Origin of the sequence: Neorhizobium sp. R1-B (genome assembly GCF_004368875.1) — a bacterium.
Classification (GTDB): Bacteria; Pseudomonadota; Alphaproteobacteria; order Rhizobiales; family Rhizobiaceae; genus Neorhizobium; species Neorhizobium huautlense.
The window spans coordinates 74,295-88,545 of record NZ_SOEM01000005.1 but is presented as its reverse complement, the minus strand read 5'-3'; the positions used below and the strand labels follow the sequence as shown (position 1 = coordinate 88,545).

Here is a 14,251-nt window from a genome sequence, read left to right as displayed (position 1 = left end):
ACATGAACTTCGGATTGACCGACGAGCAGGAGATGATCGTCAAGACCGTCCGCGATTTCGTCGAGACGGAAATCTACCCGTACGAAAACGAGGTGGAGCGCACAGGCATCGTGCCGCCCGAACTCGGCCAGGAGATTGCCCGCAAATGCCGGGAGATCGGCTTCTTCGGCTGCAATTTCCCTGAAGAGGTGGGCGGCGCAGGCCTCGACCACACCTCGTTCACCCTGGTGGAGCGGGAGCTCGGTCGCGGGTCGATGGCGCTCACCGTCTTCTTCGGCCGCCCCTCCGGCATCCTGATGGCCTGCAATGCCGAACAGCGCGAAAGATATCTTTTTCCCGCGGTGAAGGGCGAAAAGTTCGATGCGCTCGCCATGACCGAGCCCGATGCCGGCTCAGACGTACGCGGCATGAAATGTTTCGCGCGGAAGGACGGTGGTGATTGGGTCGTCAACGGCACGAAACATTTCATCTCCCACGCCAATATCGCCGATTTCGTCATCGTCTTCATCGCCACCGGCGAGGAGGAAACGGCGCGTGGGCCAAAGAAGCTGATCACCTGCTTCCTCGTCGATCGCGGCACGCCGGGGTTCGAAATCCGCGAGGGTTACAACTCCGTCTCGCATCGCGGTTACCAGAACTGCATCCTGACCTTCGACGAATGCCGCCTGCCGTCGGCACAGATCCTCGGGGAGGTCCACAAGGGTTTCGATATCGCCAACGACTGGCTCTACGCCACGCGCCTCACCGTCGCCGCCACTTCCGTCGGCCGGGCGCGGCGGGCTTTCGACTATGCGTTGAACTACGCCGCCCAGCGAAAGCAGTTCGGCAAGCCGATCGGCGCCAACCAGGGCGTCTCCTTCAAGCTCGCCGACATGATCACCGAGATCGACGCAGCCGACCTCCTGACGCTGTCGGCCGCCTGGCGGCTTGACCAAGGTCTGCCGTCGAACCGCGAGATCGCTTCGGCCAAGGTTTTCGCGACCGAAATGCTGGCGCGAGTCACAGATGAAGCCATCCAGATCTTCGGCGGCATGGGGCTGATGGACGACCTGCCGTTGGCGCGGTTCTGGCGGGATGCGCGAGTGGAGCGCATCTGGGACGGCACGTCGGAAATTCAAAGGCACATCATCAGCCGCGATCTTTTGCGGCCGCTGGGGGCTTGAGGATGCCACGCTCCCTCGACCGCCTGACCCGCCCGAAGACCATTGCCGTGTTTGGTGGCAAGGAGGCCCGGCGTGTCATCGAGCAATGCGACAAGATGGGTTTTGCCGGCGAAATCTGGCCCGTCCATCCGAAGACCGACGAAGTCCTTGGCCGCAAATGCTATCGCACGGTAGCCGATCTGCCCGCCGCACCCGACGCCTCCTTCGTCGGCGTCAACCGGCAGCTTACGATCGAGATCATCCGCGAGCTTTCCGCCCGCGGGGCAGGCGGGGCCGTATGTTACGCCTCCGGTTTCCGGGAAGCAGCAAGCGAGCTTGCGGATGGCGACGAACTGCAATCGGCGCTGGTCGCGGCGTCCGCCGACATGCCAATCCTCGGGCCGAACTGCTACGGCTTCATCAACATGCTGGATGGCGCGCTGCTGTGGCCGGATCAGCACGGCATGCTGCGGGTGGACCGGGGCGTGGCGGTGCTGACGCAATCCTCCAACATTGCCTGCAATATTTCCATGCAGCAACGCGGCCTGCCGCTCGCCTATCTGATGACTGCCGGCAATCAGGCTCAGACGGGGCTTGCAGAACTCGCGTGCACAGTCATCCAGGATCCCCGCGTCACGGCGATTGGCCTGCATGTTGAGGGCTTCGACAATCTCGAAACCCTGGAGCGGCTGGCCGATCTTTCTCGCCGCTTGAAAAAGCCGGTCGCCATGCTGAAGGTCGGAAAATCGGAAGCCGCGCAGCTCGCTACCGTCTCGCACACTGCTTCGCTGGCCGGCAACGACCGTGTCTCCTCTGCGCTGCTGGAGCGTCTTGGCATCGGCCGCGTCGGGACCCTGCCGGAACTCCTGGAAACCCTGAAACTGCTGCATCTTTACGGCCCGCTGGAAAATGCCGACATTTCCTCCATGAGCTGTTCCGGCGGCGAGGCTTCGCTGATGGCCGATGCCGGCGTGAAGCGGAGGATTTCCTATCGGCCGCTCAGGGAAGAGCAGTTGAAGCCGCTGCGCGAAGCGCTCGGCCCGATGGTGACGCTCGCCAATCCGCTCGACTATCATACCTTCGTCTGGGGCAACGGCGACAAACAGACGGCCGCCTTCACGGCGATGATGCGGGGCGGGTACGCACTGAACCTCGTCGTGCTCGATTTCCCCCGCCTCGACCGCTGCGACGCGACCGACTGGTTGACAGCCGTCAACTCGGTCGTTGCAGCGCGCAGGGCAACCGGCGCCAATGCCGGCATCGTTTCCAGCATGGCGGAAAACCTGCCGGAACAGGTTGCCAAGCAATTGATGCGCGATGGCCTCGTGCCTTTTTACGGCGTCGAGGAAGCGCTCGCCGCCGCCGAGACCGCGGCCTTCATCGGTGCTGCTTGGAAAGGTCACGCGCCCGAACCGCTTCTCAGGATCGCGCCCGGCTCAGCGGAGGTCGTGACGCTCAACGAGGACGAAGCCAAACGCGAGCTTTCCGCCTTCGGCCTGCCGGTGCCGCCCGGTCTGGTGGAGATCGAACCCGAGGATACCGGACCGGCGGCGGAAAAACTCGGCTTTCCAGTGGCGCTGAAGGGCCGCGGTATTGCCCACAAAACCGAGGCCGGCGCCGTGAAGCTCAATCTCCGGACTGCCGAGGAAGTCGTTGCCGCCGCACATGCAATGGCCGGCACCGCGAACGGTTATCTGGTCGAGAAGATGGCCGGCCGGCCGGTGGCGGAGATTATCATCGGCGCGACGCGCGATCCGGTGGCGGGCCTGGTGATGACTGTCGGCGCCGGCGGCATTCTGGTCGAGCTTCTGGACGATTCCGCGCTGATCACCCTGCCGGCCTCGCCGGAGGCGATTTCGGCCGCGATATCCGGTCTGAAGGTGAAGAAGCTGCTCGACGGTTATCGCGGCGCACCGAAGGGCGATATCCCAGCGCTTGAGCAGGCGGTCGCAGCGGTTGCGGCCTATCTTGTAGCCAACGCGGCAGATATCGATGAACTGGACATCAACCCGGTCCTAGTGCTGCCGGAAGGCGAGGGTGTCGTGGCGGTAGATGCGCTGGTGAGAAGGAGGATATCGTGACCGATCGACCCATCAAGACCCGCCGCGATGGCGGCATTCTGGAAGTCACCATCGACCGGCCGAAGGCGAATGCCATCGACCTCAAGACCTCGCGCATCATGGGCGAGATCTTTCGCGACTTTCGCGACGACGACGCGCTGCGCGTCGCCATCATCACCGGTTCGGGCGAAAAGTTCTTCTGCCCCGGCTGGGATCTGAAGGCGGCAGCGGCCGGAGACGCGGTTGACGGTGATTACGGCGTGGGCGGGTTTGGCGGCATGCAGGAGCTGCGCGACCTCAACAAGCCGATCATCGCCGCCGTCAACGGCATCTGCTGCGGCGGCGGGATGGAAATCGCGCTGTCGACCGATCTCATCCTTGCGGCTGAACACGCCACGTTCGCTCTGCCGGAAATCCGTTCAGGAACGGTGGCGGATGCCGCCTCGATCAAGCTGCCGAAACGCATTCCCTATCACATCGCCATGGATATGCTGTTGACCGGCCGGTGGCTCGACGTGCAGGAGGCGCATCGCTGGGGTTTCGTCAACGAAATCCTGCCGGCGGACAGGCTGATGGCACGCGCCTGGGACCTGGCGCGGCTGCTCGAAAGCGGCCCGCCGCTCGTCTATGCGGCGATCAAGGAAGTGGTGCGGGAGGCGGAAGGCGAAAGATTCCAGACGACCATGAACCGCATCACCCGCCGCCAGCTGAAGACGGTCGACCTGCTCTATTCCAGCGAAGACCAGCTCGAAGGCGCACGTGCCTTCGCGGAGAAGCGCGATCCGGTTTGGAAGGGGAAATAGCCGTTACGCCGCGATGTCGGCGATTTCGCCCGCTTGCCACAAGACTTTCGGGTCCGACATGTCGCCGCTTTCCATGTCCACCTGAACGGAATAGGCGGCCACGCCGACAAAGCGTTCGGCCATGGCGCGGGCGATCTTCTCCGCGGAAGCGGCGTTGGAGGCTGCCCGCATCTCGCCCGGCGCGATGTTTCCCCGTACCTTCTTGAATGGCAGGACGATGAACTTTTCCGATTTTGACATGGCAGTCCCTTTTGATGTTCCCATTCTGTTCATGGAGAGGAAGAAGTCAACACCGGCCGCAACATTCGTGAAAAAATTCGGGGCTAGGCTTGGCGGTTTCGGCCTGGCAGCTTCATTGGGATGATAGATTTGGATATAGGCTTTTTCGAACTGGCTGATGCGGAAGATCTCGCCTCGCTGCTTGAGGAAATGCAGGCCTATTACGGCGTCTTCTGCCCGCCGCACGAGGCTGTGCTGGAAGGCATCCGCAGCCGCCCGCAAGCTTCCGAAATCCTGGTGGCGAAGACTGACCGCATCGTCGGCATGGCCGCTTTCGGCGCCAGTTATCCCGGCCCGGGCTTGAAGCCCGGCTTCTTTTTGAAAGACCTCTACGTCGCCAATGTCGAGCGCGGCAAGGATATCGGCACGAAACTTGTTACCTGGCTGGCCGCGCTGGCGGTCGAGCGCGGCTTCGGCCGGATCGACTGGACCGCGGCACGCTCCAACGAAAGGCTGCTGCGCTTCTATGACGAACTCGGCGGCGACCGGAAGGAAGACCGCGTTTTCTACCGCCTCGAAGGCGAAAGGCTGATGGTGCTGGCGGCCAAGGCCTAGGCGCTCTTGTGCCCCTCATATTGCGGCAGGTCGTCGGTGATCTCGTACCACGGCGCCTTAGAGCCGACGAAGATATGATGTGTCGGTCGGATGGTTGGCGCATCCACGAGCGTTCCCATCGCCACATGCACCCACGCCGCCTCGCGCACCAGCGAATAAAGAAGCGAACCGCAGGCGCGGCAATGGGCATCGTGATTGTCCGGGCCGCCATAGATCAGCAGGCTATCGGCGCCCTTGGTCAGCGCAAGTTTTTCGCGGGGGATTCCTGCGAACGGCTTGAAGGCCGAGCCGGTGGTGCGGCGGCAATTCGAACAATGGCAGATGGCGGCGTAGACAAAGGCATCCTCGACGGCATATGCCACCGCGCCGCAAAAGCACTTGCCCGACAATCTCTTCATCTGTGCCTCACGCCCGGCTGATCTCGTCCAGATACCAGCCGATATAGCGCAATTCGTTCTGTTCCATAGGGGCGATCGGGCCGGGCACGAAGAAACGCGAGACCACGCCGCGGGCGGTGTGCTCGATGATCGCCTTGTCCTCGTCGGTCGTTACCGTCCAGAGCCAGGTGAGTTTTTCGAGATCGTAGTCGCGGCCTTCCTCGGCCCCGGCATCCACCAGCCAGATCAGCTCCATCTCGCAGGTGTCGACCGTCTTCGGGATGAAGCGGTAGATCATACCGTGGTCGGCATAACAGACGAGGAAGCTGGTGCCGCCGAGATGGATGGAGGTGACGCCGCCGTCGAAATCGGAAAATCGGCCCATCAAAGGGGCGAGCGGCTGGCCGTCCTTGCTGCCGGTCTTCACCCCGTCATAAAGCGCATATCGGAAGGCATGGATCGCCTCCCGGCCTTCCCGCGAGGTCTCCCAGTGATTGCCGGAACCGACCTCGATGCCGAGCGCGCAGGTGCGCGCCTCCATCGCCGCGTTCAGTTCCTCGATCATATGCAGCGGCTGTTCCAGCGCGTGTGTCTCGGAATATTCCGGATGCGCCGGGCCGCAATGGTAGCACTCGACATAGTTTTCGATAGCGAGTTTCCAATTGGCGTCGAGCGAGTAGCTCTGGCGATGTGCGACCTTGGCGGAAGCCCAGCCATATTGCCCGCAGGTGGCGTGCAGCAGGTTTTCCACCTCGGAGAAATCCAGCGGGTTTTCCGCAAACGAGAGAAAGACGAGGCCTTCGACCACGCGGACGTGGAGCTTTTTCAGCCCGTGGTCTTCACGCTTGAAATCCTTCGGCATCAGCCGGGCTGCCTTCAGCCGGCCGTCATTCGCGAAGGTCCAGGCGTGGTAAGGACAAACGAAAGCCTTGGCATTGCCCCTTTCCTGCGTGCAAACCTCGGCGCCGCGATGACGGCAGACATTCAGCATCGCATGCACTGTCCCATCGCCAGCGCGGGTCAGGATCACCTGTTCGGCGCCGAGCTTGAAGAGTTCGAAATCGTGGAGGTTGGGGATAACGCTTTCATGCGCCAGGCAGTGCCAGTGGCGAAAGAAGACCCGCGCCATGTCCCGTTCGAAGATGTCAGGATCGTGATAGAAGGGGCGGGCAAGACCGTAGCCGGGGCGGTGTTCAGCGATCAGCCGGTCGATGCGGTCGCCATCTGTACGGTCTTTAGTCGGTTCGGATGCGAGCATTGTCGTCTCCTTGAAAATTGCGGTTATATCCGCACCCGCTCGGCCTTCGGGTCATACATCGGCGCCAACGACGCTTCCGCCTTCACCCTCGTGCCGGCAATCTCGATCTCGTAGCTCGAAGCCAGCATATCCGCCGCGCTCTCGCCCCTGCAGGGCACGTAACCCAGCCCGATCGCGCCGCCGAGGAAGTGGCCGTAATTGCCCGACGTGATCGTCCCGACGATCCTGCCGTCGCGCACAACCGCCTCGTTGTGGAAGAGCAGCGGGTCGGGATCGGTCAGCCGGAACTGCACCAGCCGGCGGTCGAGGCCGGAATCCTGTTTGCGCAGCACGGCATCGCGGCCTATGAAATCCCCCTTGTCCGTCTTCACCGCAAAACCGAGGCCGGCTTCCAGCACGTGATCCTCATCGGTGATGTCATGGCCGAAATGGCGGAAAGCTTTTTCGATGCGGCACGAATCCAGCGTGTGGATGCCACAGAGTTTGAGGCCGATATCGGCGCCCGCCTCTTCCAAAGTCTCGAAGACATGCGCCGTCTGGTCGGTCGAGATATAAAGCTCCCAGCCGAGTTCGCCGACATAGGTGACACGATGAGCGCGAGCCAATCCCATGCCGATCTCGATCTCGCGGGCCGTGCCAAAGAGATGCGCCGTATTGGAGAAGTCGTTTGGGCTGATCTTCTGGAGCAGTTCACGTGATTTCGGACCCATGACGCAGAGCACGCTTTCGGCGGCGGTGACATCGGTGATGACGGCGAATTCCTCGCCGAGGTTTTTCCGGAGCCAGGCGAGGTCGCGTTGCAACGTGGCGCCGGGCACGACGAGCAGGAAGGCAGTTTCGGATAACCGCGTCACGGTGAGATCGCTTTCGATGCCCCCACGGCGATTCAGCATTTGTGTATAGACGATGCGGCCGGCCGGAACATCGATCTGGTTGGCGCAGACGCGGTTGAGGAAAGCCATCGCATCGCGGCCCTCGACACGGATTTTCCCGAACGATGTCATGTCGAACAGTCCGACGCCGGTCCTGACCGCCAGATGCTCCTCGCGCTGATTGTCGAACCAGTTCTGTCGCTGCCAGCTATAGCGGTATTCGCGTTGCTGGTCCGGTCTCGCAAACCAGTTGGCGCGTTCCCAGCCGGCCACTTCGCCGAACACGGCACCGCGGGCTTTGAGGTGCTCGTGGATTGGCGAACGGCGCACGCCTCGGGCGGTCGCCATCTGGCGATAGGGGAAATGATCGGCATAAAGCAGGCCGAGCGTTTCGGTGACGCGGTTCTTGAGATAGAGCCGGTTCTTCTGGAAGGGCTGGGCGCGGCGGATATCCACCTCCCAGAGGTCGAAGGGGGGCTCGCCGTCGTTCATCCACTGGGCGAGCGCCATGCCGGCACCGCCGGAGGAGACGATGCCGATCGAATTGTAGCCGGCCGCCACCCAATAACCCTTCAGTTCCGGCGCTTCGCCGAGATAATAACGGTCGTCGGGGGTGAAACTTTCCGGGCCGTTGAAGAAGGTGTGGATGCCGGCGGTTTCCAGCATCGGCATGCGGTCGATCGCCATTTCCAGGATCGGCTGGAAATGGTCGAAATCCTCCGGCAACTGGTCGAAGCAGAAATCCTCCCGGATTTTCTCGCCAGCCGGCGGCCAGGGCTTTGCCACCGGTTCAAAGGCGCCAACGAGCATCTTGCCGGCATCCTCCTTGTAATAGGTGCATTCGTCCGGCACCCGAAGCACGGGAAGTTGGGTCAGCCCTGCAATCGGTTCGGTGACGATATAAAAGTGTTCGCAGGCATGCAGCGGCACGGCGATACCCGACCGCGCCGCCAGATCACGGCTCCACATGCCGGCGCAGTTTACGACGTTTTCCGTCTCGATGAGGTACCGCTCGCCGGCCTGCTCGCAGGCGACGCCGGTGACGCGACCATCCTTGGTCAGTACTTCGGTGACCTTGATGCTCTCGATGATGGTCGCGCCGTTCTGCCTGGCGCCTTTCGCCAAGGCCATGGCGATATTGGCCGGATCGCATTGGCCGTCGAGTGGCAGGTGGACTGCCGCCTTCACGTCGCCGATGTTGAGATGCGGATACATCGCTTTCGCCTCTTCCGGCGAAATCTCGCGAACGTCGATGTTAAAGGCGCGGGCGAGCGAGGCCTGGCGGTAGATCTCTTCCTTCCGCTCTTCGGTCAGCGCAACGGTCATCGAGCCGTTCTGCTTCATGCCTGTGGCTATGCCGGTCTCGGTTTCGAGCTGCACGTAGAGATCGCGGGAATATTTGGCGAGCCGCGTCATGTTCTGGCTGGCCCGCAACTGGCCGATCAGGCCGGCCGCATGCCAGGTCGTGCCGGAAGTGAGCTGCTTGCGTTCGAGCAGCACGACATCCGTCCAGCCGAGCTTGGCAAGGTGATAGGCGACCGAACAGCCGGAGACGCCGCCGCCGATGATGACCGCCCGGGCCTTCGAGGGGATCGTCTTCATGCGCGGATCCTCTCATTCGCCGGGTCCCAGAGCGCCTGTTCCGCTTGCACGACCGCCTTGAAACGGTGGCCGAAGATTTCGACTTCGAGTTCGGTCCCGGGTTCGGCAAGGTCGGCGCGCAGCATGCCGAGCGCGATGGATTTGCCGACGCGGTAGCCCCAGTTTCCGGAAGTCGTTTCGCCGACGACCTGTCCGCCATGCCAGAGGGTGGACATATAAGGCGCATCGCAATCATCGGCCTCGACGACGAGGGTAACAAAACGCTTCCTCACACCCTGCTGCTTCTCCGCGGCAAGTGCGGCCTTGCCCTTGAAGTCCGGTTTCGACCAATCGACGAAGCGTTCGAGCCCGCCCTGCAATATGGTGTAATCGGTCGAAAGGTCGCCCTTCCAGGCGCGGTAGCCTTTCTCGATCCTGAGGCAATCGAGAGCCTCCATGCCGAAAGGCTTCAAGCCGTGTTTCTGTCCTGCCGCCCAGACGGCGTCAAAAACGTGCCCGGTATTCTCCACCTTCGTGTGGATTTCCCAGCCGAGTTCGCCGGCGAAGGAGACGCGCAGCAGATGGCAGGAGTGGCCGGCGATCTTTGTTGGCTGGTGGGTGAGCCAACCAGCCGAAAGATCGGCATCGCAGAGTTCGGCAAGGATGTCGCGGCTCTTCGGACCGGAGAGGATCTGGCAGGAAAACTGCTCCGTGACGTCCTCGATGGCGAAGCCCGCATCGGTTGGCAGGTGCTTTTTCAGCCAGTCGAGATCGTGCCATTGCGCGGTCGCGGCGGTGATGAGGAAGAAGGAGTCCTCCTCGATCGCCATTACCGACATTTCCGTGACGATGCGGCCCCTGTCGTCGGCAAAATAGGCAAGCCCGAGGCGGCCAGGTTTCGGCACCTTGCCGGTGATCAGCGAGGAGAGCCATTCGGTGGCACCCGGTCCCTCCACCCGGTAGCGGGAAAAACCTGGCAGGTCGAGAATGCCGGCAGCATCGCGGACCGCGAGACATTCTTCCTCTATGCGCGGACTCCACGGCCCTTCTCGGTTCCAGGTCTGGGTCGCTTCTTCGGATGTATCGTCGCCCGGCTTGGCATACCACATAGCGCGTTCCCAGCCGTTATAAGGCTTGAACTGGGCGCCGAGCGCGGCAATGCGGTCATGGATCGGAGAGAGTTTCTGGCCGCGGCCGGCTGGCCAGTAGTGCTTCGGGAAATGCATGGCGTATTCGTGGCCGTAGATTTCCATGCCCTTGGCGACGCAATAATCCGGGTCGGAGGCGAAGCCCGTGTAGCGGCGCGGATCGCAGCTCCACATGTCCCATTCTGTTTCGCCTTCCGTCACCCATTCGGCCAGAACCTTGCCGGCGCCGCCCGCCTGGCAGATGCCGAAGGTGAAGACGCAGGCCTCGAATGCATTCGGCACGCCGGGCATCGGCCCGATCAGCGGGTTGCCGTCCGGCGCATAGGGGATCGGCCCGTTGATGATTCGCGAAAGACCGGCCGTGCCGAGAATCGGCACGCGAGCGACGGCATCGTTCAGATACCATTCCAGCCGGTCGAGATCGTCGGGGAAAAGCTGGAAGGAAAAATCCTCCGGCATCGGATCGTCAGGGGTGGCCCAATGCGCCCTGCAGTTCCGCTCGTAGGGACCGAGATTCATGCCGGTCTTCTCCTGCCGGAGATAGTAGGAGCTGTCGACATCGCGTAAGAGCGGCAGCTTGTGGCCGGCCTCCTTCGACCAGGCGGCAAGCTCCGGGATTTCGTCGAACAGAATATATTGGTGGCTCATCACCATCATCGGCACGTCGCGGCCGAAGAGTTTTCCCACTTCGCGCGCATAATAACCGGCCGCGTTGACGACGTATTCGCAGGCGATCTCGCCCTTCCGCGTGGTCAGGACCCACTCGCCCTTCTCCCGGCGCGCTGCCGTGACGGGACAGAAGCGGATCACCCTGGCGCCCATGTCGCGGGCGCCCTTCGCCAGCGCCTGGGTCAGCTGCGCCGGGTCGATATCGCCGTCATAGGGATCGTAGAGCGCGCCGGTCAGCTCGTGGGTTTCGAGGAAAGGGTATTTCAAGCGCATCTCGGCGGGTGAGAGGATGTCGAGGTCCATGCCCTGGTGACGGCCCATGCCGACGACGCGCTTGAACTCGCGCAGCCGCTCGTTGCTGTGCCCCAGCCGGATCGAGCCGGTAACGTGGTAGTTCATCGGGTAGTCGACGAGCGCTCCCAGCTCGCGGTAGAGCGAGGCGGAATAACGCTGCATGTTCATGATCGACCAGGAGGACGAAAACGTCGGAACATTGCCCGCCGCATGCCAGGTGGAGCCGGCGGTCAGCTCGTTCTTCTCGATCAGCACACAATCCGTCCAGCCGGCCTTGGCGAGATGATAGAGCGACGATGCACCCACCGCTCCGCCGCCGATGATCACCACGCGCGCCCGTTCCGGCAGTTCCGCCATTGCTGTTCCCCTGATTTCACAGGGAGATTTGCAGCTGAATTGACTGGCATCAAGTTGGAAGTTCGGGCTTTATTGATCGAAGATTTCGATTAGATTGGAAACCATGCAGTTCGAGTTGATCGAGACCTTCCTGGACCTCATGGAGACGCGGAGCTTCAATCGCACCGCCGAGCGCCTCAACATCACGCAATCGACGGTTTCGCACCGCGTGAATGCGCTGGAAGCAACGTTTCGCCGGAAGCTTTTCGTTCGGGGGAAGGGCGGTACGGTGCCGACGGTGGCCGGGATGCGTCTGCTCGACCATGCCAAGGCGTTGCAACAGCAATGGCATGAGGCAGCACGCGCGGTCGAGGCCGCCGGCGCCTACGAGCGGGCAATGCGGATTGGCATTCAACATGACGTCGCGGAGATGTTTGCCGGACGTTTTCTGAGGGCGGTGCGTGAAGAATTGCAGGGCATGTCGATCTATCTGGAGGCGGATTATTCCAATCAGATGAATCGCGATCTTGGCGCCGGCGATCTCGATCTCGCCGTTCTCTATACGCCCCATCACCTGCCGGACCTGCATTATGAACGGCTTGGAGAGATCTCCTATATTCTCGTGAGCACGCAAGCGACAACGCTCAGCAACATAAGGCAGCAGGATTATATATACGCCAACTATTCACCAGCCTTCGACCGCGCGCACAGGTTGGCATTGCCGCAGTTTTCCGCCTCACCCCTTTCGACCGGTCGCAACCTCATGATCGCCGAACTTATCACGACGTTAGGCGGTGCCGCCTATGTCACGCGTGCAACTGCCGAAGACCTGGTGAAGAAAGAGGTTGCGCAAATCGTCTCGGATGCGCCTGTGATCGCCCAAACGGCCTACGCTGCCACCAATGTTCGCTCGCGTCATTCCCATCAGCATCGCCGTCTCATCGCAACTCTTGCAAAACTTGTTGCCGAGGAGAGGCACGAGAGCTCCACCATCACCGAAAGTTGAAGGGATCGAGAATACCGGGAGTCGCCCGCTGACGCGGCTGTGTTACAGTTTTGCGACTTCAAACGCAGTGACGGGATTGCCGATGCTTACCACACTCGCGATGCTGATAAGTCTCTCCGCCACGCCGGTCATGGCACAGGCCGGGGGTGGGGAGGTCGACGTGGAGCTGGTGCTTGCCGTCGATACGTCCCGCTCCATGGATTACGAAGAAGTGCGCATTCAGCGGGAAGGTTATGTCGAGGCCCTCAAGCACAGAGAGTTCATCGAGGCGGTGGAAACGGGGCTGCTCGGCAAGATCGCGATCAGCTATTTCGAGTGGGCCGGCGATGTGGTGCCGAATTCCGTCATAGGGTGGCAGGTGATCGAGACGGCGCAGGATGCGATCGATTTCGCGAACCTGCTTGAAGCGAGACCGATCAATACACAACGACGGACGTCGATATCCGCGGCAATTGCCCAGGGCGCGACGATGATCGTTGCGAATTCCTATCGGGGCATGCGTCAGGTGATCGATATTTCCGGCGATGGTCCGAACAATTCCGGCAATCCGGTCGTTCCCGCCCGTGACAAGGCGATGGAGGCGGGCATTGTCATCAATGGGCTGGCGCTTATGCTGCGCCCTTCCGGCGCACCGGGCGGCCTCGACAAATATTATGCGGATTGCGTCATCGGTGGACCCGGCTCCTTCGTGCTGCCGGTCCACAAGATCGAGGATTTTGCCGTTGCCGTGCGTCGCAAGCTTGTGACGGAGATCAGCGGAATCACACCTCCCGCAACCGTACAGAAAGCCGCCGGCGTGCCCGGCACCGATTGTCTTATCGGTGAAAAACAGTGGCAAGACCTCTTCGACCGGTAAACCGGCAGATACGAAGATTGACCGTAACGCTTTCTCGTCTTCCTGATCGGCTCTCGGAACATTTTTTCACTCCATGTGTTTAGGTCCGCCTGTCTGACTGAGGAGGAGGATCTTGAGCAGCGTGACGAGGGGCCAGCAAATCGATATCAGCCCGTCTCGCCACTTGCTGGTCGGCTTAGGCCGCGGCGCCGCCGGTGCAATGCTGTTCGGCATGCCGATGCTGATGACGATGGAGCTTTGGCAGCTCGGTTTCTATATTGATCGGTTCCGTCTGTTCCTCCTTTTAACGGTCAACATTCCGCTTCTCATCGTGCTCGCCGATCGCATCGGGTTTGAACATACGTCCACATGGCAGGAGGCGATCCGCGACGCGACCATAGCCTATGGCCTCGGCATCGTTATGAGTGGGCTCGTCCTCGTACTCCTTGGTGACCTTGAACAGCACATGCCGTTTTCTGAAATCATCGGAAAAATTGCCATCCAGGCGGTTCCGGCGAGCATCGGGGCGCTGCTTGGCCGGTCGCAACTCGGCGGGCAGGCGGGGAGCGATGAGAGCAGCGGTGAAGAGGGTCGGCAAGGTAAGGGTAAAGAGGGCGACGCGGTTCCGGACGAAATGTCCACCAGCTATAGCCGAGAGCTGTTTCTCATGGCGGTCGGCGCCTTGTTCCTCAGCTTGAATGTCGCTCCGACTGAGGAGATCATTTTGATCTCCTTCAAGATGACGCCCTGGCACGCGCTGATGATGATCGTCATATCGATCGCTATCATGCATGGCTTTGTCTACGCCGTTGCCTTCAAAGGTGCGCATGAGCTTGGGGAGAACACCCCCCGGTGGCATGCTCTCATTCGTTTCACATTGCCCGGCTATATGGTGGCTATGCTGATCAGCCTTTACGTCCTCTGGACGTTCGGCCGCCTCGACGACAGCGCCGCAACGCCAGCCCTGATGTCGGCCATTGTATTGGCCTTTCCAGGTGCGATCGGTGCCGCCGCCGCCCGGCTTATCCTTTAGGGA

At 61.5% G+C, this 14,251-nt stretch carries 12 protein-coding genes; 7 read left to right on the top strand and 5 right to left on the bottom strand.

Features of this window, described 5'->3' with window-relative positions; genetic code table 11:
- The first annotated feature begins 2 nt into the window (after positions 1-2).
- The 3 genes from EDE05_RS26780 to EDE05_RS09470 are packed head-to-tail and all read left to right on the top strand — an operon-like array spanning position 3 to position 4,005.
- Positions 3-1,163 carry an acyl-CoA dehydrogenase family protein gene (locus EDE05_RS26780; protein ID WP_112797855.1) on the top strand — a complete coding sequence of 387 codons (1,161 nt, stop codon included), beginning with the start codon at positions 3-5 and terminating at the stop codon, positions 1,161-1,163.
- Positions 1,164-1,165: 2 nt separating this feature from the next.
- Entirely contained in the window at positions 1,166-3,223 is a 2,058-nt protein-coding gene (locus tag EDE05_RS09475) for an acetate--CoA ligase family protein (protein ID WP_112797857.1), read from the top strand.
- Complete coding sequence (locus EDE05_RS09470) at positions 3,220-4,005, top strand: carnitinyl-CoA dehydratase (RefSeq protein WP_112797859.1); 786 nt, start codon at positions 3,220-3,222, stop codon at positions 4,003-4,005. The genes EDE05_RS09475 and EDE05_RS09470 overlap by 4 nt, the downstream gene beginning before the upstream one ends.
- A 3-nt stretch (positions 4,006-4,008) precedes the next feature.
- Here the strand turns inward: EDE05_RS09470 and EDE05_RS09465 are convergent, their stop codons facing one another.
- Complete coding sequence (locus tag EDE05_RS09465) at positions 4,009-4,245, bottom strand: hypothetical protein (protein WP_105371118.1); 237 nt, start codon at positions 4,243-4,245, stop codon at positions 4,009-4,011.
- A gap of 189 nt (positions 4,246-4,434) precedes the next feature.
- Here EDE05_RS09465 and EDE05_RS09460 point away from each other — a divergent pair, with 189 nt between their 5' ends.
- The gene (locus tag EDE05_RS09460) at positions 4,435-4,839 is read left to right on the top strand and encodes a GNAT family N-acetyltransferase (protein WP_112798032.1); all 405 of its coding nucleotides are present in this window, start codon (positions 4,435-4,437) and stop codon (positions 4,837-4,839) included.
- On the opposite strand, the gene EDE05_RS09455 is transcribed toward EDE05_RS09460, so the two are convergent.
- The 4 genes from EDE05_RS09455 to EDE05_RS09440 are packed head-to-tail and all read right to left on the bottom strand — an operon-like array spanning position 4,836 to position 11,395.
- Positions 4,836-5,237: a GFA family protein gene (locus EDE05_RS09455; RefSeq protein WP_112797861.1), complete on the bottom strand. Its 402-nt coding sequence runs from the start codon at positions 5,235-5,237 to the stop codon at positions 4,836-4,838. The genes EDE05_RS09460 and EDE05_RS09455 overlap by 4 nt on opposite strands.
- Positions 5,238-5,244: 7 nt before the next feature.
- Positions 5,245-6,474 (bottom strand): aromatic ring-hydroxylating dioxygenase subunit alpha, encoded by a 1,230-nt coding sequence (locus EDE05_RS09450; RefSeq protein ID WP_112797863.1) that lies wholly within the window; start codon positions 6,472-6,474, stop codon positions 5,245-5,247.
- Positions 6,475-6,497: 23 nt separating this feature from the next.
- Positions 6,498-8,948 (bottom strand): FAD-dependent oxidoreductase, encoded by a 2,451-nt coding sequence (locus EDE05_RS09445; protein WP_134100694.1) that lies wholly within the window; start codon positions 8,946-8,948, stop codon positions 6,498-6,500.
- On the bottom strand, positions 8,945-11,395 hold the full coding sequence (locus EDE05_RS09440; protein WP_134100691.1) for an FAD-dependent oxidoreductase: 2,451 nt from the start codon (positions 11,393-11,395) through the stop codon (positions 8,945-8,947). Before EDE05_RS09440 ends, EDE05_RS09445 begins: the two co-directional genes overlap by 4 nt.
- A 103-nt stretch (positions 11,396-11,498) precedes the next feature.
- Here EDE05_RS09440 and EDE05_RS09435 point away from each other — a divergent pair, with 103 nt between their 5' ends.
- The 3 genes from EDE05_RS09435 to EDE05_RS09425 all read left to right on the top strand — a co-directional run bounded on the left by EDE05_RS09435 (position 11,499) and on the right by EDE05_RS09425 (position 14,248).
- A complete protein-coding gene (locus EDE05_RS09435) occupies positions 11,499-12,380 on the top strand; it encodes a LysR family transcriptional regulator (protein ID WP_134100688.1) in 882 nt (293 codons plus the stop codon).
- Between the two features lie 82 nt (positions 12,381-12,462).
- The gene (locus tag EDE05_RS09430; protein ID WP_112797871.1) at positions 12,463-13,236 is read left to right on the top strand and encodes a DUF1194 domain-containing protein; all 774 of its coding nucleotides are present in this window, start codon (positions 12,463-12,465) and stop codon (positions 13,234-13,236) included.
- A 112-nt stretch (positions 13,237-13,348) separates the two neighbouring features.
- Positions 13,349-14,248: a TIGR02587 family membrane protein gene (locus tag EDE05_RS09425; RefSeq protein ID WP_245519874.1), complete on the top strand. Its 900-nt coding sequence runs from the start codon at positions 13,349-13,351 to the stop codon at positions 14,246-14,248.
- The last annotated feature ends 3 nt before the right edge of the window (positions 14,249-14,251 follow it).

Bases quoted from the DNA above. Each gene is read 5' to 3' on its own strand.
- EDE05_RS26780 (WP_112797855.1), top strand. From the start codon at position 3: ATGAACTTCGGATTGACCGACGAGCAGGAGATGATCGTCAAGACCGTC.
- EDE05_RS09475 (WP_112797857.1), top strand. From the start codon at position 1,166: ATGCCACGCTCCCTCGACCGCCTGACCCGCCCGAAGACCATTGCCGTG.
- EDE05_RS09465 (WP_105371118.1), bottom strand. From the start codon at position 4,245: ATGTCAAAATCGGAAAAGTTCATCGTCCTGCCATTCAAGAAGGTACGG.
- EDE05_RS09460 (WP_112798032.1), top strand. From the start codon at position 4,435: ATGCAGGCCTATTACGGCGTCTTCTGCCCGCCGCACGAGGCTGTGCTG.
- EDE05_RS09455 (WP_112797861.1), bottom strand. From the start codon at position 5,237: ATGAAGAGATTGTCGGGCAAGTGCTTTTGCGGCGCGGTGGCATATGCC.
- EDE05_RS09450 (WP_112797863.1), bottom strand. From the start codon at position 6,474: ATGCTCGCATCCGAACCGACTAAAGACCGTACAGATGGCGACCGCATC.
- EDE05_RS09445 (WP_134100694.1), bottom strand. From the start codon at position 8,948: ATGAAGACGATCCCCTCGAAGGCCCGGGCGGTCATCATCGGCGGCGGC.
- EDE05_RS09440 (WP_134100691.1), bottom strand. From the start codon at position 11,395: ATGGCGGAACTGCCGGAACGGGCGCGCGTGGTGATCATCGGCGGCGGA.
- EDE05_RS09435 (WP_134100688.1), top strand. From the start codon at position 11,499: ATGCAGTTCGAGTTGATCGAGACCTTCCTGGACCTCATGGAGACGCGG.
- EDE05_RS09430 (WP_112797871.1), top strand. From the start codon at position 12,463: ATGCTTACCACACTCGCGATGCTGATAAGTCTCTCCGCCACGCCGGTC.